The sequence below is a fragment of the Deinococcus metalli genome (genome assembly GCF_014201805.1).
GTDB classification, from domain to species: Bacteria; Deinococcota; Deinococci; order Deinococcales; family Deinococcaceae; genus Deinococcus; species Deinococcus metalli.
In genome coordinates, this window is the sequence record NZ_JACHFK010000006.1 from 121,974 (window position 1) to 146,126 (window position 24,153).

Consider the following 24,153-nt stretch of genomic DNA (forward strand, 5'->3'; position numbering starts at 1 on the left):
GACAGAGACTGTCCATGAAATCTGAAGGTGATGGCGTTCTGGACCAGCACGCCGGGGACTGACCGGCCGAAGCTGGTCCACAGGAATCGGCCGCTGCCGAAGGCTGGCTTCCGAGTCACCAGCCCCCGTTGCGGTGCGGCAGGTGAACTGCGCTCATGCCGGGTTTGGCCGCTGCGACGGGTGGTCCCGGCGTCTCCATCCAGCAGGGCGGCCGGCCAGTGAGATGACTGTCAGGGGCTCTCCCTATCGTGGGGGCATGACCGGGACGCGACCACAGGCGGAGGAGAGGAGGCCCGGGTCGCCGCGTCCCACCCATGACGTCACGGCCGCTGCGTTCGACATCACCGCGGCCCTCATCGTGGTGCTCGACCGGGCCGGGCGGATTCTGCGGTTCAATGCCGCGTGCGAACGCATGACCGGGTACCGGGAAGCGGACGTGACCGGCCAGGTGCTGTGGCCACTGGTGCTGGACGCCCCCGAGGTGGCCCGGGCGACGGCCGTGTACGCCGCCATGACGCCCGGCCAGCCGACGAGCCGGTACGACAACTACTGGTTGAACACGCAGGGCGAACAGCGGCACATCGCGTGGGCGACGACCCACCTGCTCGATGCGGACGGCGAGATCGAGCTGGTCGTGGCCACCGGTGTGGACGTGACCGAGGAGCGCCGCAGTCGTCTGGAACAACAGGAGAGTGAGCTGCGGTTCCGGGCGCTGTTCGAGCGGTCCGGGGACGGTGTCGTGCTGATCGATCCTCACGATCCGGGCACGCCGTGGCGGATCGTGGACTGCAACGCGGCGTTCGCGCGGATGAACGGGTACGGGCGCCACGAACTGATCGGGCAGTCCATCGACGTGCTGCACGAGGACGACCTGATGGCCCGCGAGGGCGCCGTCCAGTTGCAGTGGCTGCGCGACCGAGGTGAGGAAGCGCACGGCGAGGGCACGCACCGCCGCCGGGACGGCACCGTGTTTTCCATCGAGAGCAGTTCGAGCGTGATCACCCTGAGCGGGCACGAGCTGGTGCTGGGCATCGACCGGGACGTCACCGAGCGCAAACGCACCGAGCGGGAGCTGCGGCTGCTGAACGACCGGCTCGCACATGATGCCCACCATGACGCCCTGACCGGGCTGCCCAACCGGCTGCTGCTGCTGAGCCGGTTGAACCAGGAACGAAGCCGCGCCCTGGAGAACGGGACGCAGCTGGCCGTCATGTTCGTGGACCTAGACCACTTCAAACGTGTGAACGACTCGCTTGGGCACGCGGCGGGCGACGACCTGCTGCGGGAAGTGGCGCGGCGCCTGGCGGGAGTCATGCGGCCCGGAGACACGGTGGCCCGGGTCGGCGGGGACGAGTTTGTGGCGGTCCTGCCGGACCTGAGCGGCGCGCACCATGCCGCGCGCATTGCCCGGCGCGTGAGGGAGACCGTCCTGACCCCCATCTTTGTGGGTGGCCAGGCCGTGACGATCCAGTGCAGTGTCGGGATCAGTCTGTTTCCGCAGGACGCCGTGACCGCCGAGGATCTGCTGAAGCGCGCCGACCTCGCCGTGTACGAGATCAAGAAGGCGGGCAAGGATGCCGTCCGGTTTTTTGGGGCCGATATGGACGCCGCGGCCGGCGCGCGGCTGCATATGGAGACGCGGCTGCGCGCGGCCATCCTGGAGGAGAGCCTCACCCTGCATTACCAGCCGCAGGTGGACGCCCTGAGCGGGCACCTGATGGGACTGGAGGCCCTGGCCCGCTGGACGGACGTGGAACTGGGCGTGGTCAGTCCCTCCGAATTCATACCGGTGGCCGAGGAGACGGGTCTGATCGTGCCGCTGGGCGCGTGGGCGCTCGACGAGGCGTGCCGGCAGGCGGCCGAGTGGAATCTGCGCGTGCCGGTGGCGGTCAACGTGTCCCCGAGTCAGCTGATGCGGGCAGAGTTCCCGGAGACCGTGCAGGCCACGCTGCGCCGGCACGGTCTGCTGCCGCAGCTCCTGAAGCTTGAGGTCACCGAGCGCCTTCCTGTCCGGGACCCCGTGTTGGCGGCCGAGCAGCTCCGGCGACTGCGGGCGCTGGGCGTGCAGCTGTCGCTCGATGACTTCGGGGCCGTGCAGTCGGCGGTCGCGTCCCTGATGACCTTGCCCCTGCAGGAGGTCAAGCTCGACCGGGGCCTCCTGGCCGGCGTCACGGAGGACCCGGCGTCGTGGCAGGTGCTGAGAGCGCTGCTTGCCCTGGCCAGGGGATTGAAGATCCCGGTGATTGTCGAGGGGGTGGAAACCGAGGCGCAACTGGCCGCCCTGCGGTCCCTCGGCTTCCGCACGGTCCAGGGCTACCTGATGGGTCGCCCGGAGCGGCCCGACGAAATCACGCAGCGCCTCCGCAATGTCGGGCACACGGTCTCGCCGGGCTGATAGCGTTAGGCCGTTCCGCCCATGGGGATGCTATCCCCGCAGTGACGCCACGCCGGCCGCTGTTCGTCGCGGTTCTTCGCACTGCTCGTACCGGATGAATGGACGGGATTCCCTTTCACTTCATCCGGGCACCGCTCTGAGTCCATCAACCCGGGAGCCGCGCCCGGGCGCGCGGTTATGGGCCATAGTTCACCACTCTGGCCGGCGTCTTCAGGAAGACTGCGTGGCGTCCTGCACGGCCCGCGCGAACCACCCGGTCACCACGTCTGGCCGGGTGATGGCGCTGCCCACCACCACGAAGGCCGCGCCGGCTGTCAGGGCCCGCGCCGCGTCGGCGGGGGTGTTCAGGCGGCCCTCGGCGACGAAGGGCACACCGGCCACACGCAACTCGTCCAGCAGCGTCCAGTCGGGGTCCGGGCCAGGGCGGCTGTAGGGCGTGTAGCCGCTCAGGGTGGTGCCCACAATGTCCGCTCCGGCGTCCATGGCGGCCAGGGCCTCATCCAGCGTACTGATGTCGGCCATCACCTGCGCGCCGGCCGCGTGGATCGTCCCGATCATCTCCGCCAGCGGTTCCGGCCGCGGCCGACGGGTGGCGTCCAGCGCGACGATCTGCGCGCCCAGCTCGGCCAGCCGCACGCCCTCGGCCGCCGTGGGCGTGATGTACACGTCCGTGTCGTCCCGGTCGGTCTTCGTCAGGCCGATGATGGGGACGTCCGTCACCGCCCGGACGGCCTCCACGTCCGCGAACCCCTGGATGCGGACGCCCCGCGCGCCGCCCATGACAGCCGCCAGGGCCAGCTGGCCGATGATAAATGGATCGCGCAGGGGACTGCCGGGGTTGGCCTGGCAGGACACCACCAGCCCCCCGCGCAGCGTGTCGAGAACGGGTGCAGGCATCCCCACGAGCATAGCCTGGCCTCGCCGCGTGCGCAGCCGCACCGTGACCGCTCTGCCACCACCGGTCGCCGCGGGAAGTTCAGGCAGTCCAGAAGGCGTACGGAAACGGTGGGCAGCGTGACGGGCATCACCCGCTGAATCACGCCCTCGGGGATGGTGTCTTCGGCGGACCTGGTGCCGGCGGCCTCTATCCGGACCCGTACCTGCCCGGTGTCGGGAACGGTCTGAAGGGCGAGGTGCTCGGAGTTGCCGAACGCGGTCAGCGTCCAGGATCGTGGATGTCAGGCGCCGCGCGGGCACCTCAAGCATGCGCTGGCGCGGCGTCTCCCGGCCAGCCGTCACCGCTAAGGTGGAGGCGATGAATCACGTCAATCCCATCGACCTCCCGGTCTTCCTGATCTCGGTCCTGCTGCTTCTGGGACTGGTGGCCAGCAAGCTCGGCGGTCGGCTGGGTATCCCGGGCCTGGTGCTGTTCCTGGGGATCGGGATGCTCGCCGGGAGCGAGGGCCCTGGCGGGATCGACTTCGAGAACTATCCGCTGACACAGGCGGTGGGCATCCTGACCCTGGCGTTCATCCTGTACTCCGGTGGCCTGGAAACCGACTGGCGGTACACCCGGCCGGTGCTGCGCGACGGCCTGCTGCTCGCCACCCTCGGCGTGGTGCTCACGACCGGTCTGGTGGCGGTGGTCGCCCACGCCCTGCTCGCGCTGCCGTGGCTGACCAGCATCCTGCTGGGCGCCGTTGTGTCCAGCACCGATGCCAGCGCGGTATTCTCGGTGCTCAAGGAACGCGCGCTGGGCCTCAAGGGCCGCATCAGGCCCATGCTGGAATTCGAGTCCGGCGTGAACGATCCCATGGCTGTGTTCCTGGTCATCGGGCTGACGTCGCTGATTGCCCACCCCGGCACGCCGTGGACCGGCGTGGTTCCGCTGTTCCTCAAGCAGATGGTCCTGGGCGGCGTGATCGGGCTCGGCATGGGCCGGCTGGCCGTGCGGGTCTTCAACCGCATCAACCTGCCCTCGGATGGACTGTACACCGTGCTGTCCGTCGCCCTGGTGGGCCTGGTATACGCCTCTACCGCTCTGGTGGGCGGCAGCGGCTTCCTGGCGGTGTACATCGCGGGCGTGGTGCTGGGCAACAGCGCTTTCGTGCACAGGCGCTCGCTGCGCCAGTGGCACGAGGGCCTGACGTACCTGCTCGAGATCGGCATGTTCCTGCTGCTCGGGCTGCTGGTCTTCCCGTCGAAGGTGGTGCAGCTCGCCGTGCCGAGCTTGCTGATCTCGCTGTTCCTGATGTTCGTCGCCCGGCCGGTCGCGGTCTTCGTCAGCCTCTCTCTGGCCCGCGTGCCCACCGCCCACAAGGGCATGGTGGCGTGGGTGGGCCTGCGCGGAGCCGTGCCGATCATCCTCGCCACTTTCCCGCTGCTCGAGCACGTGCCCGGTGCCGATACCATCTTCAACGTCGCCTTCTTCATCATGCTGACCAGCCTGCTGATCCAGGGCACCACCCTGCCTGTCGTGGCCCGCTGGCTGGGCGTGGACGAGGCCAAGGCGGCCCGGCAGAACACCCAGCGCCTGCAGTTCACGCCCACGGGCGCCGGCAAGAACGACCTGGTGGAGGTGGTGGTGCCGCCGGACTCCCGCGTGGTCGGCCAGCGCATCGTGAGCCTGGACTTTCCCCCCGAAGCCCTGATCCTGCTGATCCACCGGAACGGCGAATACATCGTGCCCAGCGGCTCCACGGTTCTGGAGGCCGGCGACGAACTGCAGATGCTCGGCAGCCCCTCGTTCCTCGACCGCGTGCGCGCCCGGATCAGGCCAGCCGCCGACTCGGCCACCTGAGCGCGGTGGGTCGCCTGGCAGCTACTCGGAGCCCTCGGCCTCGGCCAGGGTCGCGAGACCTCTCCAGACCGACCAGTGCCGCCGCGCACACCATTTCCGGAACAGCGAGATCATCGTCATGGACGCATTGTGCAATCGCTGGCGTGATCGGCCCGTGAACGCAGAAAACCTCGACCAAGCACGGCCTCTACACTCTCAGAAAGGCGGAGACGAGGCAGATCATAGGACATCGCCGAATAGTTTTATTACGGGAATCATTTGAATCCACGAATATTTTCTTCGATCTACCATCTCTGGGGGCGCAATTTATAGCGATATTTGTTGCCATATCGCCTTTGCTCCCGTTCCGGGGAATCTGCGATGCAAATGGTTTAGTAGGTCGGTGCTGATCTAGCTGCTGATTGATAGTGTGCGTTCCGCACTTGATTATCGTGAGTTGTTCCGCTCAGCCGTCGCCATCATGCCCGACTGGGCGTTTCAAAATCGTTCAGCGTTCGCCAACCAGATAAAGCGCTGTGCGCGCCTATGACGGACCACAGCGATGGTCGGCAAGCTGAGGTGTACCCTGAGTAGGGATCATGCTTCCGAAGTCGCTGTGGCGTTTCGCTCGCGGCCGAATTCCTCCCTTCCCACGGTCCGCGGTCGGTGCGGCACGGCCTCGTTTCGGCTGCGTCCGTCGTCGAGCCGGGATCGGACAAAGCATTTCGGTTCTTACAACTTTGTCACCCTGTTCGGGTGCTAGTGAAGACGTGAAAAACCGCGCATGGTGGTTGGACAGGCAGAAGGAGGAGGGTCATGACGACGGGTCGACGGAATTCTGAGGGTTTTGTTTTGGTAACGGTGCTCGCGATGGCCGTGCTGATCGGCGTGATCCTCGTCGTGGCCTCGACCTTCGCGCTCTCGGCGCGGCAGACCGTGACCGCCGAAGCCCAGAAGATCCCGGCGTTCTACGCTGCGAACGCCGGCCTCGAACGCGCCATGGCGAAGATCTCCGCGCTGATTACGCCGACCCAGACCGTGACCACCACCAATCTCGCCTCGACCGGCAAGCTCTACCGGGATTCGCTCACCAACGACGTTGCCATTGACCTGGCCAACCGCCTGAACACGACGAACAACCTCGCCAACTCGAGCGGTTCGGTGTCTGGCGGCACGTTCAAGGTGACGGCCGTGGCCAAGGGCGGCTCGAGTGTGGAGTTGACCTCGGTGGGCACCGGGACGACGGGCGGGAAACGGACGGTGCTGCTGTCGTACCTGATCACCGCGACCACGCTCAAGGACGCGGCAGCTGGCGCGCTGGCGACCACGGGGCCGGGCGGGGTGAGCGGGAGCGCGAACGTGGTCGGCGCGTCCGGCACGGTGGGGGCGGGATCCACGATCTCCTGCACCATCTCGGCCGGCACGACCTGCACGTCCACTTCGAGCCCGGCGGTCTATCAGGTGACGTGGCCCACGGCGACACTCCCTGCCCTGAACGACAACGTGACCTACGCGCCCGACCCGGCGAACGACCCGAACTACTACATGGGTGACGCCATGTACAAGGTCACCAAGGTGAACACCTCGACTGGCGCCGTCGAGCTGACCGCTGTCAACGAGATCGTCAACGTCGCGACCACGAACGGCAACAAGACCACGGTGACGTCGAAAACGGTGCCCCTGTCCAACGCCTCCAAGCTGGCCACCACCACGGAGGTGGCGGCCATCCTGAGTTACAAGTCGTCGCCCGATGCCAAGGGCAACGCGGCCGGTAGCTGCACGACCTACACCTGCGGCTACCTCTCCACCGACCCGGCCAAGATGTTCGAGGCCACCTTCGGGGTGACCAAGACCAAGTTCAGGAGTGATCTCGCGGACAGCACCCTGACCAAGGCGCTGACCACGGCCGACTCGTGCCCCTCGCTCTCGACCGACAGCCGGGTCCAGTGGCTCGAGCCCACCAGTCTGAACGGCGGACAGCTGAGCCTGACCCCGTGCGACACGCCGCGGGTGCTGGTGATCAACCTGCCCACCATCGGCTGCAACACGAACAACCAGAGCTGCATCACCCTGAACCTGAACAACGGCGGCTTCAAGGGCCTGCTGTACGTCATCGGCAACAATCAGTCTGTCAAGATCGACGGCAACGCTGGCTCCTTCGCCGGGGGTGTGGTCATCGAGACCGGCACGAACTCCGACTCGAACCCCCCGACGAGCATTGCCGGAAATGCCAAGACGGGGTACTGCGGCACGACCGACGCCAAGATCTGTTACAGCGCCAGCATCCTGTCAGGCCTCTACAACGACGTGAAGACGGCCCTGGATTCCTCGGCCCTCCCGACCATGGGTGACCTGGCCAACTCCTGGAAGGAAGCGCAGGGCAACTGATGAAGGCAGCCGGATTCACCCTGATGGAACTGCTCGTGGTGCTGGCCATCGTCGGGATTCTCGCGGGCATCGGAACCGCGAACTACCTGAAGTGGATCAACACGACCCGGGCGGACGCCGCGGCCGCAGAAGTCGGACGGTTGCTGGACCGAGCGTCCAGCCGGGTGAGAACCACCAACAAGGATGTCACTGTCACGGTCAACACCACGGCCAACACCATCGACCTGTCGCAGGGTGGCGTCTCGTTCTCAAAGGCCACGCTGGACGCGACGATTTCCAGCCTGACGTGTAGCCCCGCGTGCACCGGCACCGCGACGGCAGTCACGGCGCAGGCCCCGTTCGGCGGGTTTGCCAACGACGCAACAACGCCTGTGGCGGCTGATATCAAGATCGTGATCAGCCGCAACGGCCTGTCCCGGTCCGTGTACGTGCTCGGACCAGCCGCTCTCCTCAAGGTCGTCCGGAACTAAGGTATGAAAACGGCCCAGGGCATGACCCTTATCGAAGTGCTCATCGGCATCGCCATCTTCGCCGTGGTCGTCGTGATCTCGTCTGCCGTCACCGCGTCCCTGTCTACCAACAAGGTCTCGGCCGACCGTCTGGCGGCCAATCAGGCGGCACAGGCGTTTTTCGAGTCCGTGACCGAATACTGGCGCACCTCCACTGCCTTCGGCAACGCCGACCCCGCCGCCTCGCCCACACCGTTCCCGGTACCTGCAGAGATCAATGGCTACAACTGGAGCCTGACCATTTCGGATATCGACATGACCTCGGCGACCTTCGCCCCGAAGACGTCGGTGACGTGGACCAAATCGTCGAAGACGGCTTACACGGCCTCGGCGTCGGCCACCCTGATGGACCTGTCTCTGACATACACGCCCACGGCAAGCGGATCGAGTTTCGTCAACGGAACGGAGATCTACAAGCGATGAAGGCCAGCGGCTTCACGTTGATCGAACTGCTGATCGTGGCGGTGCTGGCCACCATGATCCTGCTGGTTGCCTCTCAGCTGCTGCTGAACACCAACAAGATCTCCACCTCCTCCGTGGCGACTTCCGGGGGTATCAATCACGTCCAGCAGGGCGCCAACGTGCTCGCCGACGACGTGCGCCGCGCCCTGTACATCGTCGCCCCCGGCGCCACCCCATACCTCAGCACCGTCGCCGTCGGCGTGCCGACCAGCGGCTCGCCGGCCGTGACCAAGGCGGGAGCGGACGTGCTGGCCATGTACACGGCCAAGTCCGTTGGCACGCGCTGTACGGCGTCGGGAGAGGACTACGAGTACGTGGTCTATTACCTGGCGACCCGGAGCAGTGCCACTAGCGGGTCTGAGTGGTCGACCGTGCCCGCCGATCAGCTCAACGCCAGCCAGAAGGTGCTGATGCAGTTCAGCGCGTGCGTGAACGTCCTGGACCCCGCCACAGCCGTGACCAGTAAGGAACGGCTGCGCGTCGTCAGTGACTACCTCGGTGCCGGGTCGTTCGTGTACAAGGCGTCCGCCACCCTCAAGTACCGTCAGGTCACCATCTCGCTCACGCCGTCGCAGAACATTCCGGGGAAGACAGTGACCGCGGGAGCCATCGTCACGATTGCCACAGCACGGAACATCTACTGAGGGCTCGAGCCTGGCTCGTACGTGGCGTGACGAGAGAGGGTGCGGAACTCAGGGGTGAACATGCTGTGCCTGCACCGAACACGGCGTATCTACGCTCGCTAGTGGCGTGATACTTACCACCCTCCAGCTGGAAGCGGGATGCAGGGGAGAGCCAACGGTAGGCACGGACCGTGCTTGGCTGCGACGCAAGCAGGTGGCCCCTGCATTGCTGAAAACCATGAAGTGACCTCGACATCGTCGAAGTGGTGCGTGAGAGGCTCGAAGTCGCCACGGTGTGCGGTTTCCTCGTCTGCAGATCGGGATGAGGCCGCAGAGGGCATCTTGGTGTCGTTCGGCGAACTGCTGATAGCGTCGACGACGTACCCCAGCGCTTTAATCGCGGTTTCCCCTGCCAGGTCCAGGGTGCCCTTCGGCCCATTACTGACGTCCACGACACTTCAGGTAAGGAATCTCACGGCACGCTGGCGACGACGCTCGTGATCCCAGACGCCGTCGAAGGTGTCCGCCAGTTGGATCGCCGTGAGCCCAGCCGCGATATTCAACTCTAAATCGGCTTGATCCGACGTTGCTCCCATACCATGCACGGTTGTCGCGGCCCTCGTTACTGCCCATGACCGACCCGACCGAGCCGTGGCTGCTGTTTGGATATGGAACTGGCTTCTGAACGACGACGAGACCAGGCGAGCTCCTCCCGCAGAAGCCCGAGCGTACTGCTGTCGGCCTCGCCCTGAACATCGACGAGGCCAACCCTGGCTGCTGTCGTACCTGACAACCACAGGACGCGAGTTGCCGTCACTGGTCTCGGCACTGGTGGAGAACGCGCTGTGAGTGGTGACGTGGGTCATGCTGCCGCTGTGCGCGGTCACCGCGGTCCCAGGTGCTGTGCTGGCACGGTGCGACCGTCGGCGGCCGCTTTGATGCGGCATCAGCCACCGTGCGGGTATGGTGCTGCGGTATGCATTCCCTAGATAGCAGTTTGGATTTCGGCACGTTGTCGGACGAGACTCTCGCGCCTGCGGCGGTGCCAAAGAGAAAAAACCCCGACCGAGTCGAGGTTTCCGTTGGTGGGCGGTATAGGACTTGAACCTACGACCCTTCGCGTGTGAAGCGAATGCTCTACCACTGAGCTAACCGCCCGGATGCGCTGCCTGCGTGATGGTGGGCCCTGCCGGATTTGAACCGGCAACCAATCGGTTATGAGCCGACTGCTCTGACCGTTGAGCTAAGAGCCCGGACTGCCGAGTGCCCGCCTTCAAGGCGAGGGGAAGTGTAGCGAGTGCGTACGGCGCTTGTCAAACGTGCGGCCGAGAAGAGCGGAAAGGTAGAGTGCGGCATGCAAGTTGTACACGTGGGCTCGGAGGTCTTTCCCTACTCGAGGTCCGGCGGGCTGGGTGACGTCCTGGGCGCGCTGCCGGCCGAGCAGGCGCGGCTGGGGGCGCAGGTGAGCGTGGTGTCGCCGTGGTATGAGGGACTGGCAGGCACACCGGCCCTGATCTGGGAGGGGCCGCTGCCGGAGGTCTCCGGCGCGCTCGGAAATCCGCAGGTGCGCGTGGGCGAGCTGCTTGACGGGGGCGTGCGGTACCTGTTCGTGGGCATGGGCGTGTTCGACCGCCCCGGCCTGTACCACGACGATGACGTCTGGCGGTACTCGCTGTTCGGGCGGGCGGTGCTGCCGGCGCTGCGCGCGGTGGGGGTGGTGCCGGACGTGCTGCACGGGCACGACTGGCAGGCGGGCCTGGTGGTCGCGTACGCGCACCTGGCCGGGATCCGCACGGTGTTCTCGGTGCACAACCTGCAGTACCAGGGCCGCTGGAATCTCGCGGAGGCGTCGCGGTGGACGGGCCTGCCGGACTGGACGCTGGGGCCGGACGCGCTGGAGTTTCACGGCGACGTGAGCCTGATGAAGGGCGGCCTGACCTTTGCGGATCACGTGACGACCGTGAGCCCCACCTACGCGCTGGAGATCACCACGCCGCAGTACGGCGAGGGCCTGGACGGCCTGCTGGTGCGCCTGACCCGCGAGGGGCGCGTGAGCGGCATCATCAACGGTCTGGACCAGGAGCGCTGGAACCCGCGGACCGATCCGGATGTCCCGGCCTTCGCGGACGCGGTGGGCAAGGCGGCGGCCACCGCAACCCTGCGGGAGGAGTTCGGTCTGGACGGCGCGCCGATCCTGGCGACCGTGAGCCGTCTGGCCGACCAGAAGGGGATTGACCTGCTGGTGGAGGCGCTGCCGGAGCTGGTCAGGGACTGGAACGTGGTCGTGCTGGGCGGCGGCGATCCGCTGCTGACCGGTGCGCTGATCGGGTGGTCGCAGCACGCGCGCGTGGCCTTCCGGCAGGGCCTGAACGAGGCCCTCGCGCACCGCATCTACGCCGGGGCGGACGCCTTCGCGATGCCCAGCCGCTTCGAGCCGTGCGGGCTGTCGCAGATGATCGCCATGCGCTACGGCACCCTGCCGGTCGTGCGCGAGACCGGCGGTCTGGTCGATACCGTCCCGCATGACATCGGCTTCCGCTTTCAGGACGCCACGCCGGCCGCGCTGCTGGGCGCGTGCCGCGAGGCCACCGCGGAGTACGGCCGTCCGGACGCGTGGGCCGCGCGGATCGGGCGGGCCATGCAGCTGGATTTCAGCTGGGCGGGGCCGGCCGGAGAGTACCTCGACCTGTACGGCCGAGTGCTCCGTGAGTGACGCGCTGCTGGCCGTGACGCGGGTCGCGCCGGACGCGCTGCTTCCCGCGTTTGCCGCCCTGTACGGAGCGCCCGAGGAGGACATGGCGTGGATGGTGTCGGCCTGCACGGCCGGGTGGGTCGCCGTGGACCGCGAGGACACGCTGCGCGCCGCGGTGGGCGCGCGGCCCAGCCCGCAGCACGGCGCGGAACTGCTGGGCGGCGCGTTTCCGGGAGAAGCGGGGGTGCCCGCCGCGCTGGCGGTCGCGCGGGCGGCACACGCCGACGTGGGCGCGGTATACGTCTTCGCGGACGGCACACTCTTCCCGCCGGCAGAGTTGGTGGCCGCCGGCTTCCGCGAGGTCGGCTCGTACCGGCGCCTGGAGGGCCGCGTGCCCTACCGGCACGTGAGCCCGCCGGACGACGTGACCCTGCGCGTGCTGGCGGACGTGCCGGATGTGGCCGTGCGGCTGGAGGCCCTGGGCACCCACGAGGACCGCGTCGGGCATCACGCGGTGCAGCCGAGCGCGGCGCTGGACGGCGCTGGGGGCTTCGACTCGCATCTGAGCGCCATCGCCTTTGACCGGGAGGGGCGCGGCATCGGGATCTGCCGCGTGGCTGTGGAGGGCGGGGTCGGCCGGATGGACTCGCCCGGCGTGCATCCCCGCTGGCGACACACCGCCCTGCGCTCGGCGCTGCTGAACGCCGTGAACGCCCGCCTGCGTCACCAGGGCGTCACGCGCGTCAGCGTGGACTCGTGGGGCGACACGCCCGCCGAACTCGCGCACGACCTCGCGCTGGGCCTGAGCGTGGTGGACGAGACGCCGATCCTCGCGCTGGGGTAGGTGGGACGGTGGCGCGCCCCGGCCGCCCTCGACCGGTTCCCCCGGCGGGCCGTGCTGCCCACGCACGCCGGTGTCCAAGCGGGCGCAGACCACCCGGCGGGTCCGGGTTCTGCTATAGCATCCGGCGCGTGAACCTCGCCGTCGTCCTCGTGTCTCCCAAAACCCCCGGCAACATCGGCGCGGCGGCGCGGGCCATGCTGAACATGGGGGCCGGTGACCTGCGCCTGGTCGCGCCCCGCTGCAATCCCCTGGACCCGCAGGCGATCGCCATGGCGGTCCACGCGGAGGACCTGCTGCGCTCGGCCCGCGTGTACGCCACGCTGCGCGAGGCGCTGGCCGACCGTGACCTGAGCGTGGGCACCAGCGCCCGCGTCCGCGCGGACCTGCCCCCGGGTCGGCACCCCGCCACACTGCGGCCCCTGGTGCGCGCCGCCGCCGCGCCCGCCCTGGTCTTCGGGCCGGAGGAGACCGGGCTGATCAACTCGGACCTCGAGCAGTGTCAGGTCACGGTGCGGATTCCCACCGGCGACTACGCTAGCCTGAACCTCGCGCAGGCCGTGCTGCTGGTGTGCTACGAGTTCCTGCAGGGCGTGGAGGACGCGCCGCCGCCTGGCGAGGCCCCGACCACCCTGCCCGCCCCGGGGCGCAAGACCGCCACCCGTGAGGACATGGAGGCCATGTACGGCCACCTGCGCGAGACCATGCAGCTGATCGGCTACACCGACGCCGTGCGCGCGCGGCACACCCTGCGCCTGTGGCGCGCCATGCTCGACCGCGCCCTGATGAGCCCCGCCGAGAGCCGGCTGTTCCGCGGGTTCCTGCGCCAGGTGCACTGGAGGGTCGAGCAGGCGGCGAAGGCCGTGCCGGACGCCCAGAGCGAGTCCTGACTCCCCGCCCCGTGGCCGCACCCGCTGGAGCGTGGCGGTGCTCCGGCCGGCGACCAACGGCGTCCGGCCTTCCTGTGCTGGAGAGGCGGACCACCTAGACTGAGGACGGCCATGCAGGTTCCCGTGTCCCTTCCCACGCCGTCCCGTCCGCCCACCGCGCCGCCGCGCGTGCGGCTGTCGGACCGTGTGCGGCTGGTCCGCAACGTCCTGCCGCCGCTGATCATCCTGGTGGTGGCCCTGGTCGAGTTCATGATCTCGCGGCTGCCCAACACGCAGGCCGAGCTGTGGGCACACCTGCTGTTCTACGGCCTGGTCGGCCCGGCCGTGACGTACTTCAGCGTGGAGTGGATCGCCGAGGGCACCCGCGCCCGCGAGCGCGCCGAGCGGGAACTGCGCGACCTGTACGGTCAGCTGAGCACGTCGCATGCGCGCCTTCAGGCGGTGCAGGAACTCATGCGCGACCTGGGCGGCGCGCCGGACATGGGCGCGGTGCTGGAAGTCGCCGCGCGCGGCGCGGTGCGCGTCACGGGGGCCACGCACGCCACCCTGAGCCTGCCCGGCGGCCTGGGCGGCAGCGCGCGGGGCGACACGCTGCTGTCCGCGCCCAGCGCTGCCCTGCACCCCCTGGCCGTCCGCCTGCCCGGGGGCGGCGAACTGCTGCTGCACTTCGAGACGCCGCCCAGCGCCGACGCGCTGGCCCTGGCGCAGGCGCTGGCAGCCGAGGTCACGACCGGCATCGAGGCCGCGCGGCAGCGCACCCTGGACCTGATGACGCTGTACTCGGTGGACCAGAGCATCCGCGCGGAACGCAACATGCGCCGCCTGCTGGCCCGCATCACCCGCACCATGGCCGAGCGCGTCGGGGCGGACGCCCGCGCCGCGTACCTCAGCGATCAGGACGGCGTGTTGCGGCTGGAATACGCGCAGGACCGGCTGGGCGAGGCGCCCGGCGGCATGCCCGCGCCCGCCTTTGCGGCCCACGTCGCCGCGTCCATGCTGCCGCTGATCACCGATGGTCCGGCCGCCGGCGAGGTCTTCCCGGGCGTGCGCAGCGTGCTGGGCCTGTCCATGCGCGACGAGGACGGCCTGGTGGGGGTGCTGGTCTTCGGTCACCACGATGCCGGAGCCTTCGACGACGCGCGGCTGCCGCTGCTGGCCCTGATGGCCGGCCAGGCCACGCTGGCGGTCCGCAACGCCCGCGCGTACCTGTACTCCGAGGAACTCGCCATCGGGGACGAGCGCGCCCGGATTGCGCGCGAGATCCACGACGGCGTGGCGCAGTCGCTGGCCTTCGCCGCCCTGAAGCTGGACGTGGTGGCCCGGCAGCTCCACACCGATCCCGTGCAGGCCGAGGCCGAGGTGAAGGGCGCCAGCGCCCTGCTGCGCGAGCAGATCCGCGAGGTGCGGCGCAGCATCTTCGCGCTGCGGCCCATCGATCTGGAACGCTACGGCCTGCTGGAGACCGCGCGGCGCTACGTGCTGGACTTCGGTGAGCAGAACGGCGTGCGCGCCTCGCTGGACGTCAGCGGCGAGATTCACCTGTCGCCCGGCGACGAGGCCGTGATCTTCCGCATCCTGCAAGAGAGCCTGAACAACGTCGCCAAGCACGCCCGCGCCCGTGAGGTCAGCGTGACGCTGCGCGGCGGGGCGCGCGTGACGCTGCGCGTGCAGGACGACGGCCAGGGCTTCGACCCCGAACAGGTGAGCGGCCGGGTCAGCTCGGCCGGCGGGCTGGGCCTGATGCAGATGCGCGAGCGCATCGAGGCGCGCGGCGGGCAGTACCGCATCCTGTCTGCGCCCGGCCACGGCACGGTCATCGAGGCCGAGATGCCCCAGGGCTGAGGGCGGAGCGGCCGGCGCCTCAGTTCAGGACGCGCTCGCGCGGCACGTCTAGCACGAAGGCCGCGATGGGCACCTGTGCCCGCACGCCCCACGCGTCCTGCACGACGTAATGGCCGTGCATACGGCCCGGGGTGGCCTCCAGCGTCACGAACGAGTCGTACGTGAACGACCCGCCCGGCGGCAGCACCGGCTGCTCGCCCACCACGCCCTCGCCGTCCACGACCGTCACGCGGCCCGTGGCGTCCTCGATCTCCCAGTGCCGGGCGAGCAGTTGCCACGTCTGGTCGCTGCGGTTGTGGACGGTGATCACGTACGTGAACAGCTGCCGGTCTGGACGGCTGTGCGCCGGCAGGTGCTGCACCTCGACACCCACGGCAATGTCCGGCCCGGCGCTGTCCGGAGGGGGCGGACGACTCATGCCGTCAGCATAGCCGGGGCTGGCATAGACTCGCCCGCGTGAGCGCCAATCCTTCCGTCATCAATGAACCCTTTCTGTACGACCTGCTCGCCCAGGCCGCGCCCAGCGGTTTCGAGCGCCGCGCCGCCGACGTGTGGCTGCGCGAGGCGGCGACCTTCGCCCGCACCAGCGAGGACCACTACGGCAACGTGTACGCCGAACTCGGCCCCGAGGACGCGCCCGCCATCCTGCTCACCGGGCACCTGGACGAGATCGGCGTGATCGTCAGCCACATCGGTGACCAGGGCTTCGTGCACGTCATGAACCTGGGCGGCTGGGACCCGCAGGTGCTCGTCGGGCAGCGCATCCGCCTGCTCGCCCCGGACGGCGACATGATCGGCGTGATCGGCAAGAAGGCCATCCACGTGATGGACGACGACGACAGGCGCAAGGCCAGCAAACTCGAGGACCTGTGGATCGACGTGGGCCTGGGCGCCGATGAGGTCAGGGCGCGCCTTCCGATCGGCACGGTCGGCGTGATCGAGCAGCCCACCGTGAAGGTCGGCCACCGGATCGTCAGCCGCGCGCTGGACAACCGCGTGGGCGGCTTCGTGGTGCTGGAGGCGCTGCGCGCCCTGAAGGACACGGCCCTGCACCACCGCGTCGTGGCGGTCGGCACCAGCCAGGAGGAGATCGGATCGTACGGCAGCAAGGTGGCCACGGCCCGCGTCAGGCCCATCGCGGGCGTCGCGGTGGACGTCACGCACGAGACCGACCAGCCCGGCGTGAAGCCCGAGAAGTACGGCGTGGCGCCCTTCGGCAGCGGCGCGAACCTCAGCGTGGGCGCCATGACCAGCCCGGTGATCTTCCGGCAGATGCAGGCCGCCGCGCAGAAGGAAGGCATTCCCTACAGCGTGAGCGCCAACCCCCGCCTGACGTACACCGACGCCGACACCATGATCCTGTCGGGCGCGGGCGTGCCGGCCGCCGTGGTCAGCATTCCCAACCGCTACATGCACAGCCCGAACGAGATGGTGGACGCCCGCGACGTGCAGGCCTGCATCGACATCATCGCGGCGTGGGTCAGGGGTCTGGAGGCGGAGCCGGACTTCACCCGCCGGGACTGACGAACGGGAAGGAGCGGCGGGGACGGAGAGTCCCCGCCGCTCCTTGTGGGTCGACCTACACGGGCTGCACTTCACCCACACCGGACCGGGCGTCCAGCACGCTGTCCGGCACGCCCGCCAGGGCCTCGCGCACGACATCCAGGCCGGCGCCGGGCCGGTGTCCCTGCTCGCTGAGGGTGCGTTTCCAGTGCCGCGCGCCGGGCTGACCGGCGAACAGGCCCAGGGTGTGTTTCATCATCCTGGGCAGGGGCTGGCCGCGCTCCAGCTGAGCAGCCACGTACGGCATGAAGGCCTCGATGGCGTCCCGCCGCGTGACCGGCGCCGTGTCCTCGCCAAAGATGTCCTGATCGGCACGTGCCAGGATGAACGGCTCCTGGTAAGCGGCGCGGCCGATCATCACGCCGTCTGCCCACCCCAGCGCGTCCTGGGCGGCGTCCAGGCTCAGGACGCCGCCGTTGAGCACGACCGTCAGGTGCGGGAAATCGGCCTTCAGCTGCTGCACCACGTCGTGGCGCAGCGGCGGGATCTCGCGGTTCTGCTTGGGCGACAGGCCCGACAGCCATGCCTTACGCGCATGCACGATGAAGGTCCCGCAGCCCGCGTCCGCGACCGTCCGCACGAAGGCCGTCAGGTGGTCGTAGCTGTCCAGGTCGTCGATACCGATGCGGTGCTTGACCGTGACGGGCAGCGTGGTCGCGCTCCGCATCGCCTCGACCGCGCGGGCCACCACGTCCGGCGTGCCCATCAGGCACGCGCCGAAGGAGCCGCTGCTCACCCGGTCCGACGGACAGCCGCAGTTCAGGTTCACCTCGTCGTAGCCCCAGTCCTGAGCGATGCGGGCGCACTCGGCCAGCGCGGGTGCGTCGCTGCCGCCGAGTTGCAGGGCCACGGGGTGTTCCGCGGCCCCGAAGCCCAGGTGCCGCTCGCGGTCGCCGTGGATGATGGCGCCGGTCGTGACCATCTCCGTGTATAGCAGCGCCCGGCGGGTCAGCGTGCGGTGGAACGCGCGGCAGTGCCGATCCGTCCAGTCCATCATCGGCGCGACGGACAGGGTGTGTGGGGGCAGGGAAGACGGCGCCATCAGCCCGCCAGTGTAGCGCGCCCGCTCAGTCCTGACGGTCGTCGTCGTTCGGATCGGCGCCGAAGCTGGTACCGGTGTCCATGACCGGGCGGTCGCCGTCCACGCCCGGTACCGCGTTCCCGTCGCCCGCCGTGGACGAGCCGACCGGCGTGTCCGTCATGCCGGTCTCGGACTCGTCGTCATACCCGGCGCGCTCGCTCATGTCGTTCCCGGCGTCTTGCGGCAGTCCGCCCTGCTCGTCACGTTTGTCCGTCATGTCCCGAGGGTAGGCGCTGTATGGGCCGCGCCGGAAAGACGCGGCTTCATGGTGGGTTACAGCTCTTCCAGCCCCGCCGGCACCCCGCCGCCCAGCGCCACCCACGCTTCCAGCAGGTCGTCCGGAGCGGGCGCGTGCAGGTGCAGCATGTCGCGTGTGACCGGGTGCGGGATGTCGAGGAACTGCGCGTGCAGCGCGTGCCGGGACATCAGTTCGCTGGGGCGGCCGTACACCGGGTCGCCCAGCAGCGGCGAGCCGAGGTGCAGCAGGTGCACGCGGATCTGGTGCGTGCGGCCGGTGCGGGGCTGGGCGCGCACCAGCGCCAGCGTGCGGCCGTGGCCGTCCCGGTGCGCGGCGAGGGGCGTGAACAGCGTCTGCGCGTCGCGCGCGCCCGCCCCGCCTACGGTCATGCGCTGGCGCTGCACCGGGTGCCGGCCGATGGGAACGTCCACCTGCACCGGCGCGTCCGCCTTCCACGTGCCCGCGGCAATCGCCAGGTAGGTCTTGCGCGTGTCGCGGTTCTTGAAGGCGGCGGCCAGCCGCGCGTGCGCCTGCACGGTCTTGGCGACCACGATCACGCCGCTGGTGTCCTTGTCGAGCCGGTGGACGATGCCGGGCCGGAAGCCGTCCGGGCCGTCGAAGCCCTCCTGTTCGGGCAGGGTCGTGCGGCCCAGCAGCGCGTTCACCAGCGTGCCGCGCGTCACGCCCGGCGCCGGGTGCGTGACCATGCCCGCCGGCTTGTTCACGGCGATCAGGTGCTCGTCCTCGAACAGGACGTCCAGGGGCACGTCCTCGGGCGGGACGGTCGCGTCGGGCGGGGCCGGCACGTCCACGCTCACGGTCTCGCCGCCGCGCAGTTTCACGCTGGCCTTCAGGGCCAAGCTGCCCTCCACCCGCACGAAGCCCCCGGCGATCCACCCGGCCACCTGCGAGCGGCTCTGTCCGCTCAGGGCCGACAGCACGGCGTCCAGTCGGCCCGGCGTGGCCGTGAAGGTCAGCGGCGGAGAGGGCGGAGTCATCCGGGCAGTGTACCCGCTGCTCCGCCCGGTCTGCCCTCCTGTGCGTGCCGCCGCACGGCCCGGGTGTACGCCTCGACCAGCAGGGGGCGCAGGGCCTCCACGGTCGCGGCGCTGGGGCACAGCACGCACGCCCACGACATCGGCGCATAGACCGGGTGGGGCATCACCACGTCCAGCGCCGTGAAGTCGTGCCCGGTGTGCACCAGACCGTCCGCTCCGGCGCGCGGATGCGGCCCGAACCGCTCGCGGTAGGCGTCCGCGCTGAGTTCCACGTTCAGGCGGTACACGCCCTCCCGCCCCAGGTTCGAGGCGTGGTCGTGCGCGTCGTCCGGCACCACCGTCACGAAGGGCCGCCGCCACTCGGGCGTCAGGCGATGATCCGGGTCGTACATCACGAACACGGTGCCGGCGCGCTCCAGAAACTCGGCGTCCGGGTAGAGGTGGCGGAGGGAGTCCAGCAGTTGGGTGTGATCCATGCGGCCTCCTGGGACGTCCACAACGGGCGTCCTGAACGGCAGAAACGGGATGTTGGATCTGGACTGACCAGTCCATCGTCCATGAGCGCCGTGAGAGAACTCCGGGGCGGCGTCTTGAGCGGGCCTTTATCCCGTCGTGCCGATCAACGCCAGCAGGGTGTCCGCCACCTCGGCCACTGTCATCCGCGAGGTGTCGAACTCCACGTCGGCCCCCCGGCGCAGCAGCGGCTCCACCTCGCGCAGATTGGCGATGATCTCCGCCTGCTCCTCGGCCGACTTGCCATACGGATTGGTGGTTCTGGCCGCCACTCGCGCCAGGATCACCTCCGCCGGAGCGCTCAGCAGCACGACCTTCTCGAAGTGCGGGTAGAACCTGCCCTGGTTTGCCACGCAGCCGCTCACGACCAGCGGCCGGGGGCGCGGGCGGGCCAGCAGTTCGGCCATGCGATCCCCGTCCCACAGCCAGCCCTCGTCTGCCGAGCCAGGCAGCGCGCCCCACACGCTCCAGCCGTCCACATCCGTCTCGACGACCTCGCACCCGCGTGAGCGCAGCGCCTCCAGCACCGAGGACTTGCCGGTGCCGGACATGCCGGTGATCAGCACGCGCGGCGGGGTGCTCACCGCAGCCAGTCCTCGCCGGCTTCGACCGCCGTCTTGCCGCCCAGGTCGTCCACCTCGTCCTTGCGGGTTGCCCACGCGGGGAAGGGATAGTTCACCAGCACGGGATTGGGCACGTCCGGCTGCGACACCAGCATGGTGCCGGGTTGCAGGATGCCGGCGCGGGCGCGGAAACTCTGCGGCAGGAAGCGGTACTCGGGCCGCTCGGCCTCCGCCAGGTCGAGCCGTCCGACCACCCGGATCGCGGCGTTCGAGACGATGCGCCGCTCGACCTCGCTGGCGGTCTGCTGCGCGCCGATCAGGATGATGCCCAGGCTGCGCCCACGCTCCGCGATCTCCAGCAGGATGTCCTTGATGGGACTGCCCTCGTCGCGCGGGGCGTACTTGTTCAGCTCGTCCAGCACCACGAAGACCGTGTCCTGGCGGCCGTGTCTCTCCTTGTGCTCGAAGACCTCGCGCAGCAGCACGCCCACCACGAACATCTGCGCGGGGCCGGACAGGTTGTGGATGTCCACCACGGACAGCTGCGCGCCCCGCAGCAGGTTCGGGCGGTAGCGGTCGGCCTCGGTCGGGGTCAGGTCGCCGCGGATCAGGGGGCCGAGGTGTTTCTGCACGCCGCGCAGCCGCCGCGTGAAGGCCCGCAGCGTGCCCGGCGACTGCTTCAGCACCCACTTCGGATCGCCCTCGCCCTCGCGTTCCTCCAGCAGCTTGAATTCCAGGTAGCTGACGAGCTGCTCGAAGGTCCGCAGCGTGATGCCCCCGACCTCCGTGAAGCTCAGCTCCTCCAGCGGGACGTCGCCTTCCTCGGGCGTCCAGTCCTCGACCGTCAGGCCGGGGCCGGTCTGCCCCTGCGCCAGCCGCGCGAGTTTCTCCTCGACGTTGCCGATCACGAAGCCCAGGTTCAGGCTGCTGCCCGCGTCGCTGAACACGAAGGGCAGCATGCGGCGCTCGCAGAACTCGCGCAGCGTGAACACGAACGGCGTGACGCCCTGTGCGCGCTGGTCCGTGTGCGGCGTGATCTGCCCGCTGACCGAGCCCGGACGCGGCGGCGCGAGAAACTGCGTGTCGCGGAACGGCGTGCGCGGCAGGTTCATCAGGGTGTAGCGGTCAGCCGTCAGGCCCTTGTCGGCCTGGGCAGCCCGCTCCTTCTCGTCCAGACGGCGGTTGGGCTGGTCGAGGAACAGCAGGTCCTCGCCCTTGACGTTGAAGATGATCGCCCGGCCGCCCGCCGACCCGGCCATCTGCCCGCCGCTCGCGGCCGACACGCGGTCCATCACGCCGCTGCGGAAGATCGAGTGCAGCAGGAACAGCGCGTAACTCGTCTTGGTCGCCACGCCGGAGATCCCGGAGATGTTGATGTGCCCGCCGCTCTCGCCATTCACGAAGCGGAAGTTCAGCGGCAACGCCTGCCCGTCGGCCAGCAGCCCGGCGGGGAACGCGGCCTCCTTCATCTTGTCGGCGCTCAGGGCCATGTGCAGCGCGTCCCCGGTGGCGTGCCGCACGGCGTCGCCCGGCTGCGGCGGAATGAAGTGCTCGGGATCGACCCGCGTGACCAGCACCCGCGCGGCGTAGCTCACGCTGGCGGGCAACACGCCCGACACGACGTCCTCCACATCCGACTCGAAGGTCACGCCCTCGTGCCGCTTGCGGACGTTGTCCACCAGCCCGTAGAAGGTCACGGCCCGCCCGTCCGGCCGCGTCGTCTGCACCGTCACCAGATCGTCGAGCTGCACGCTCGCGCCGTTCGTGACCGCGAACCAGAACACCGTGGGCGTCACGTCCTCGGTGCCCAGCACCATGCCGATGCGGGAGGAGGTCATGGGCGCACCGCTGCGTGGGGACGGGGGCTCGGTGCTGGGTGCTGGGGAAATGCCCTGCCCGTTCGATTCAGCGTCGTCACGCCACCGCCTCCGGCCCGAAGGTCTGCGCGATGTGCGCGCGGATGCGGCGGGTGACCAGTTCCGGGCTGCCCATGGCGCGGGTCATGGCGTGCTCCAGCGCCGCGGTCGGAATCAGGTTCTGCGGCGCGCGCGGGTCCTTGTGGGCCTTGCTGCCCAGCCGCAGCAGCAGCGCGCCGGACGCGTTCGCCACCGCCCGGACGGCGGGCGGCAGGAAGTCCGGGTCGTCCGGCGCGTACATCTCCAGCCGCATCACGCCGCTCATGGGGTGCTGGTAGAACGCCGCGTCGCACAGCCGCACGTACCACGTGAAGCGCGTGCTCTTGCCCGTCTCCGACGTCAGGTGCATGATCGGCGTGCGCTCGCCGGGCTTCAGGGTGCCCAGCAGGCCCACGCGGTCCGGCGGGAGGTACTGCGTCTGCATGGTCTTCACGTAGCCCACCACCGCGCCGCCCAGGCTCACGCCACTGCGGCGCAGGGTGCCGTCCTGCAGGGTCAGGGTGCTCAGCGGCTCGCGGTCGTCGTGCTCGTCGAGCGGCACGGCCGAGGCGTAGCGGTGAGACAGCTCCTGCTCGGCGTCCAGCATCAGGGCCTGCACCTTGTGCTGCGGCGCCAGCGGATCGCCCGACGCCGCCGCGACCGGCGGGTAGTGCAGCCGCCCGGTGTGAGGGTCGCGCGGCGAGAGCTCGCAGGGGTCGAGCCGCAGGCCCGGCGCGTGCGCCAGCACCCGCGACGCCACGACATCGCTCAGCTCGGCGGGCCGGGAGCCGTGCGGGCACAGCTTCACGGCGCCCACCACGAAGGCGCCGAAGCCGCCCATGCCGGCCTCGCCGTGCGTGTCCTCGATGAACACCCGCGACTCCATGCGCGGCTTGCCGTCCACCACGTACACGGTGCTCAGGCGTTCGGGGATGGCGCGGGGGGCGATGGCAGCCCAGCGGGCGGTCTCGATATCGATCAGCTGCCCGCCGAAGGGGTTCAGGCCCAACTGCCCGCCCTCGAAATCCACGGGCCAGGGATCAAGGCGGATTCTCATCGCCGGCATTCTAGTGCGGCGTGCCCGCCGCCGGCGCCGTGCTCACCGGCCACAAAAAACCCGCCGCGCGGGCGGGCTTCCCGGGGGGGTGGGGGAGGGATCAGCCGTGGTAACCGCTCAGCAGGCGCAGCCGGGGCTCGTCCGTCAGGGTCAGGCAGCGGTACGCGGGCGTGAGCAGGCCGTCGTCGCGCATTTCACCGATCAGCTTGCTGACACTCTCGCGGGTGGCGCCGGTGCCCTCGGCGATCAGTTCGTGCGTGGCGCGCACATAGCGGACGCCGTCGGCGTGCTGGCCGCCCAGCGTGGAGTCCGCGAGGTTCAGCAGGTAGCGCGCGATGCGCTCGCGCAGGTCGCCGTCCTGGATGTGGACGCCGTCGGTCATCATGCGCTGGAGCTGCGCCGAGAGGCTGCGGGTGAGGTTCCACACGTCGGCGGGGCCGAGGTGCTGGGGGTGGATGGGCGTGAGCACGGCGTCGGTCAGCGCCACGACCTGGTGCGCGCGGCTCTGGCCATGCAGGGTCTCCTCGCCGAAGATGTCGCCGGGGCGGATGTGGCGCACGGTCAGGTTGCGGCCCTGGGGGGTCAGGCGGACGGCGCGCATCAGGCCGGATTCCAGGCGGTACAGGCTGGGCGCGCTGTCGCCGGCGTAGTAGAGGGTCTGGCCGCGGCGGATGGTGCGGGTGGCTTCGGGGGGGTGGGTATACGCGGGGGCTGCCTGACTGGGGTACGTCATGTCCACTCCTGTGCCGAAGGCCATCGGTGCGGCGTCCGGTCAGCGCCGGGGGTGCTCGTCGCCTGTACGAGCGACTGTATAACCTTTGTACAACCCTGGTCAAACCATGAGTGCGAGGCTCAAGGCCCGCTCAAGGACGGCTGAGCTGGAC

Annotated in this window: 21 protein-coding genes and 2 tRNA genes; 11 read left to right on the forward strand and 12 right to left on the reverse strand. The window is 69.4% G+C overall.

Annotated features, from left to right (window positions below; genetic code table 11):
• The first annotated feature begins 256 nt into the window (after positions 1-256).
• Positions 257-2,395, forward strand: coding sequence for a putative bifunctional diguanylate cyclase/phosphodiesterase (locus HNQ07_RS12960; protein ID WP_184112419.1), 2,139 nt, complete (start codon positions 257-259; stop codon positions 2,393-2,395).
• 210 nt (positions 2,396-2,605) lie between these two features.
• Here HNQ07_RS12960 and HNQ07_RS12965 read toward each other — a convergent pair whose 3' ends face one another.
• Entirely contained in the window at positions 2,606-3,292 is a 687-nt protein-coding gene (locus tag HNQ07_RS12965) for an N-acetylmannosamine-6-phosphate 2-epimerase (RefSeq protein WP_184112420.1), read from the reverse strand.
• A 358-nt stretch (positions 3,293-3,650) separates the two neighbouring features.
• Between HNQ07_RS12965 and HNQ07_RS12970 the strand changes: the two genes are divergently transcribed.
• The 5 genes from HNQ07_RS12970 to HNQ07_RS12990 all read left to right on the forward strand — a co-directional run bounded on the left by HNQ07_RS12970 (position 3,651) and on the right by HNQ07_RS12990 (position 9,117).
• Positions 3,651-5,135: a potassium/proton antiporter gene (locus HNQ07_RS12970; protein ID WP_184112421.1), complete on the forward strand. Its 1,485-nt coding sequence runs from the start codon at positions 3,651-3,653 to the stop codon at positions 5,133-5,135.
• 795 nt (positions 5,136-5,930) lie between these two features.
• On the forward strand, positions 5,931-7,502 hold the full coding sequence (locus HNQ07_RS12975) for a hypothetical protein (RefSeq protein WP_184112422.1): 1,572 nt from the start codon (positions 5,931-5,933) through the stop codon (positions 7,500-7,502).
• A complete protein-coding gene (locus HNQ07_RS12980) occupies positions 7,502-7,972 on the forward strand; it encodes a pilus assembly FimT family protein (protein WP_260322917.1) in 471 nt (156 codons plus the stop codon). Before HNQ07_RS12975 ends, HNQ07_RS12980 begins: the two co-directional genes overlap by 1 nt.
• 3 nt (positions 7,973-7,975) lie before the next feature.
• Positions 7,976-8,434 carry a PulJ/GspJ family protein gene (locus HNQ07_RS12985; RefSeq protein ID WP_184112424.1) on the forward strand — a complete coding sequence of 153 codons (459 nt, stop codon included), beginning with the start codon at positions 7,976-7,978 and terminating at the stop codon, positions 8,432-8,434.
• Positions 8,431-9,117, forward strand: coding sequence for a prepilin-type N-terminal cleavage/methylation domain-containing protein (locus HNQ07_RS12990; protein WP_184112425.1), 687 nt, complete (start codon positions 8,431-8,433; stop codon positions 9,115-9,117). Before HNQ07_RS12985 ends, HNQ07_RS12990 begins: the two co-directional genes overlap by 4 nt.
• Before the next feature lie 1,062 nt (positions 9,118-10,179).
• Here the strand turns inward: HNQ07_RS12990 and HNQ07_RS12995 are convergent.
• Positions 10,180-10,254, reverse strand: a tRNA-Val gene (locus tag HNQ07_RS12995).
• Positions 10,255-10,273: 19 nt separating this feature from the next.
• Positions 10,274-10,349 (reverse strand) — tRNA-Ile (locus tag HNQ07_RS13000).
• A gap of 101 nt (positions 10,350-10,450) precedes the next feature.
• On the opposite strand from HNQ07_RS13000, the gene HNQ07_RS13005 reads away from it, so the two are divergent.
• The 4 genes from HNQ07_RS13005 (at position 10,451) to HNQ07_RS13020 (ending at position 15,361) form a co-directional block, all read left to right on the forward strand.
• Complete coding sequence (locus HNQ07_RS13005; RefSeq protein ID WP_184112426.1) at positions 10,451-11,809, forward strand: glycogen synthase; 1,359 nt, start codon at positions 10,451-10,453, stop codon at positions 11,807-11,809.
• Positions 11,802-12,632, forward strand: coding sequence for a hypothetical protein (locus HNQ07_RS13010; RefSeq protein ID WP_229831979.1), 831 nt, complete (start codon positions 11,802-11,804; stop codon positions 12,630-12,632). The genes HNQ07_RS13005 and HNQ07_RS13010 overlap by 8 nt, the downstream gene beginning before the upstream one ends.
• A gap of 128 nt (positions 12,633-12,760) precedes the next feature.
• Positions 12,761-13,519 (forward strand): RNA methyltransferase, encoded by a 759-nt coding sequence (locus tag HNQ07_RS13015; RefSeq protein WP_184112427.1) that lies wholly within the window; start codon positions 12,761-12,763, stop codon positions 13,517-13,519.
• Between the two features lie 111 nt (positions 13,520-13,630).
• Entirely contained in the window at positions 13,631-15,361 is a 1,731-nt protein-coding gene (locus HNQ07_RS13020) for a GAF domain-containing sensor histidine kinase (RefSeq protein WP_184112428.1), read from the forward strand.
• Between the two features lie 19 nt (positions 15,362-15,380).
• On the opposite strand, the gene apaG is transcribed toward HNQ07_RS13020, so the two are convergent.
• Entirely contained in the window at positions 15,381-15,779 is a 399-nt protein-coding gene (gene apaG / locus HNQ07_RS13025; RefSeq protein ID WP_184112429.1) for a Co2+/Mg2+ efflux facilitator ApaG/CorD, read from the reverse strand.
• 38 nt (positions 15,780-15,817) lie between these two features.
• Here apaG and HNQ07_RS13030 point away from each other — a divergent pair, with 38 nt between their 5' ends.
• Complete coding sequence (locus tag HNQ07_RS13030) at positions 15,818-16,885, forward strand: M20/M25/M40 family metallo-hydrolase (protein WP_184112430.1); 1,068 nt, start codon at positions 15,818-15,820, stop codon at positions 16,883-16,885.
• Positions 16,886-16,940: 55 nt separating this feature from the next.
• On the opposite strand, the gene dusA is transcribed toward HNQ07_RS13030, so the two are convergent.
• From dusA to HNQ07_RS13070, 8 genes are all read right to left on the reverse strand, one after another.
• On the reverse strand, positions 16,941-17,966 hold the full coding sequence (dusA, locus tag HNQ07_RS13035) for a tRNA dihydrouridine(20/20a) synthase DusA (RefSeq protein WP_184112431.1): 1,026 nt from the start codon (positions 17,964-17,966) through the stop codon (positions 16,941-16,943).
• Positions 17,967-17,991: 25 nt separating this feature from the next.
• Positions 17,992-18,222, reverse strand: a complete 231-nt coding sequence (locus tag HNQ07_RS13040) for a hypothetical protein (RefSeq protein ID WP_184112432.1) — start codon at positions 18,220-18,222, stop codon at positions 17,992-17,994.
• Positions 18,223-18,278: 56 nt separating this feature from the next.
• A complete protein-coding gene (locus HNQ07_RS13045) occupies positions 18,279-19,241 on the reverse strand; it encodes an RluA family pseudouridine synthase (protein WP_184112434.1) in 963 nt (320 codons plus the stop codon).
• Entirely contained in the window at positions 19,238-19,717 is a 480-nt protein-coding gene (locus tag HNQ07_RS13050) for a DUF6194 family protein (RefSeq protein WP_184112436.1), read from the reverse strand. Before HNQ07_RS13050 ends, HNQ07_RS13045 begins: the two co-directional genes overlap by 4 nt.
• Positions 19,718-19,843: 126 nt before the next feature.
• Positions 19,844-20,338, reverse strand: coding sequence for an ATP-binding protein (locus HNQ07_RS13055; RefSeq protein WP_229831978.1), 495 nt, complete (start codon positions 20,336-20,338; stop codon positions 19,844-19,846).
• Complete coding sequence (locus HNQ07_RS13060; RefSeq protein ID WP_184112438.1) at positions 20,335-22,155, reverse strand: ATP-binding protein; 1,821 nt, start codon at positions 22,153-22,155, stop codon at positions 20,335-20,337. Before HNQ07_RS13060 ends, HNQ07_RS13055 begins: the two co-directional genes overlap by 4 nt.
• Before the next feature lie 76 nt (positions 22,156-22,231).
• Positions 22,232-23,278, reverse strand: a complete 1,047-nt coding sequence (locus HNQ07_RS13065; RefSeq protein ID WP_184112440.1) for a DNA double-strand break repair nuclease NurA — start codon at positions 23,276-23,278, stop codon at positions 22,232-22,234.
• A gap of 91 nt (positions 23,279-23,369) precedes the next feature.
• Positions 23,370-24,002: a Crp/Fnr family transcriptional regulator gene (locus HNQ07_RS13070; RefSeq protein WP_184112442.1), complete on the reverse strand. Its 633-nt coding sequence runs from the start codon at positions 24,000-24,002 to the stop codon at positions 23,370-23,372.
• Positions 24,003-24,153: the final 151 nt, after the last annotated feature.

Excerpts from the sequence above, each read along its gene's own strand:
- dusA (WP_184112431.1), bottom strand. The coding sequence starts at position 17,966 with ATGGCGCCGTCTTCCCTGCCCCCACACACCCTGTCCGTCGCGCCGATG.
- HNQ07_RS12965 (WP_184112420.1), bottom strand. The coding sequence starts at position 3,292 with ATGCCTGCACCCGTTCTCGACACGCTGCGCGGGGGGCTGGTGGTGTCC.
- HNQ07_RS13005 (WP_184112426.1), top strand. The coding sequence starts at position 10,451 with ATGCAAGTTGTACACGTGGGCTCGGAGGTCTTTCCCTACTCGAGGTCC.
- HNQ07_RS12970 (WP_184112421.1), top strand. The coding sequence starts at position 3,651 with ATGAATCACGTCAATCCCATCGACCTCCCGGTCTTCCTGATCTCGGTC.
- HNQ07_RS12975 (WP_184112422.1), top strand. The coding sequence starts at position 5,931 with ATGACGACGGGTCGACGGAATTCTGAGGGTTTTGTTTTGGTAACGGTG.
- apaG (WP_184112429.1), bottom strand. The coding sequence starts at position 15,779 with ATGAGTCGTCCGCCCCCTCCGGACAGCGCCGGGCCGGACATTGCCGTG.
- HNQ07_RS12990 (WP_184112425.1), top strand. The coding sequence starts at position 8,431 with ATGAAGGCCAGCGGCTTCACGTTGATCGAACTGCTGATCGTGGCGGTG.
- HNQ07_RS13020 (WP_184112428.1), top strand. The coding sequence starts at position 13,631 with ATGCAGGTTCCCGTGTCCCTTCCCACGCCGTCCCGTCCGCCCACCGCG.
- HNQ07_RS13065 (WP_184112440.1), bottom strand. The coding sequence starts at position 23,278 with ATGCCGGCGATGAGAATCCGCCTTGATCCCTGGCCCGTGGATTTCGAG.
- HNQ07_RS13045 (WP_184112434.1), bottom strand. The coding sequence starts at position 19,241 with ATGACTCCGCCCTCTCCGCCGCTGACCTTCACGGCCACGCCGGGCCGA.
- HNQ07_RS13040 (WP_184112432.1), bottom strand. The coding sequence starts at position 18,222 with ATGACGGACAAACGTGACGAGCAGGGCGGACTGCCGCAAGACGCCGGG.
- HNQ07_RS12985 (WP_184112424.1), top strand. The coding sequence starts at position 7,976 with ATGAAAACGGCCCAGGGCATGACCCTTATCGAAGTGCTCATCGGCATC.
- HNQ07_RS13070 (WP_184112442.1), bottom strand. The coding sequence starts at position 24,002 with ATGACGTACCCCAGTCAGGCAGCCCCCGCGTATACCCACCCCCCCGAA.
- HNQ07_RS12960 (WP_184112419.1), top strand. The coding sequence starts at position 257 with ATGACCGGGACGCGACCACAGGCGGAGGAGAGGAGGCCCGGGTCGCCG.
- HNQ07_RS13060 (WP_184112438.1), bottom strand. The coding sequence starts at position 22,155 with ATGACCTCCTCCCGCATCGGCATGGTGCTGGGCACCGAGGACGTGACG.
- HNQ07_RS12980 (WP_260322917.1), top strand. The coding sequence starts at position 7,502 with ATGAAGGCAGCCGGATTCACCCTGATGGAACTGCTCGTGGTGCTGGCC.
- HNQ07_RS13050 (WP_184112436.1), bottom strand. The coding sequence starts at position 19,717 with ATGGATCACACCCAACTGCTGGACTCCCTCCGCCACCTCTACCCGGAC.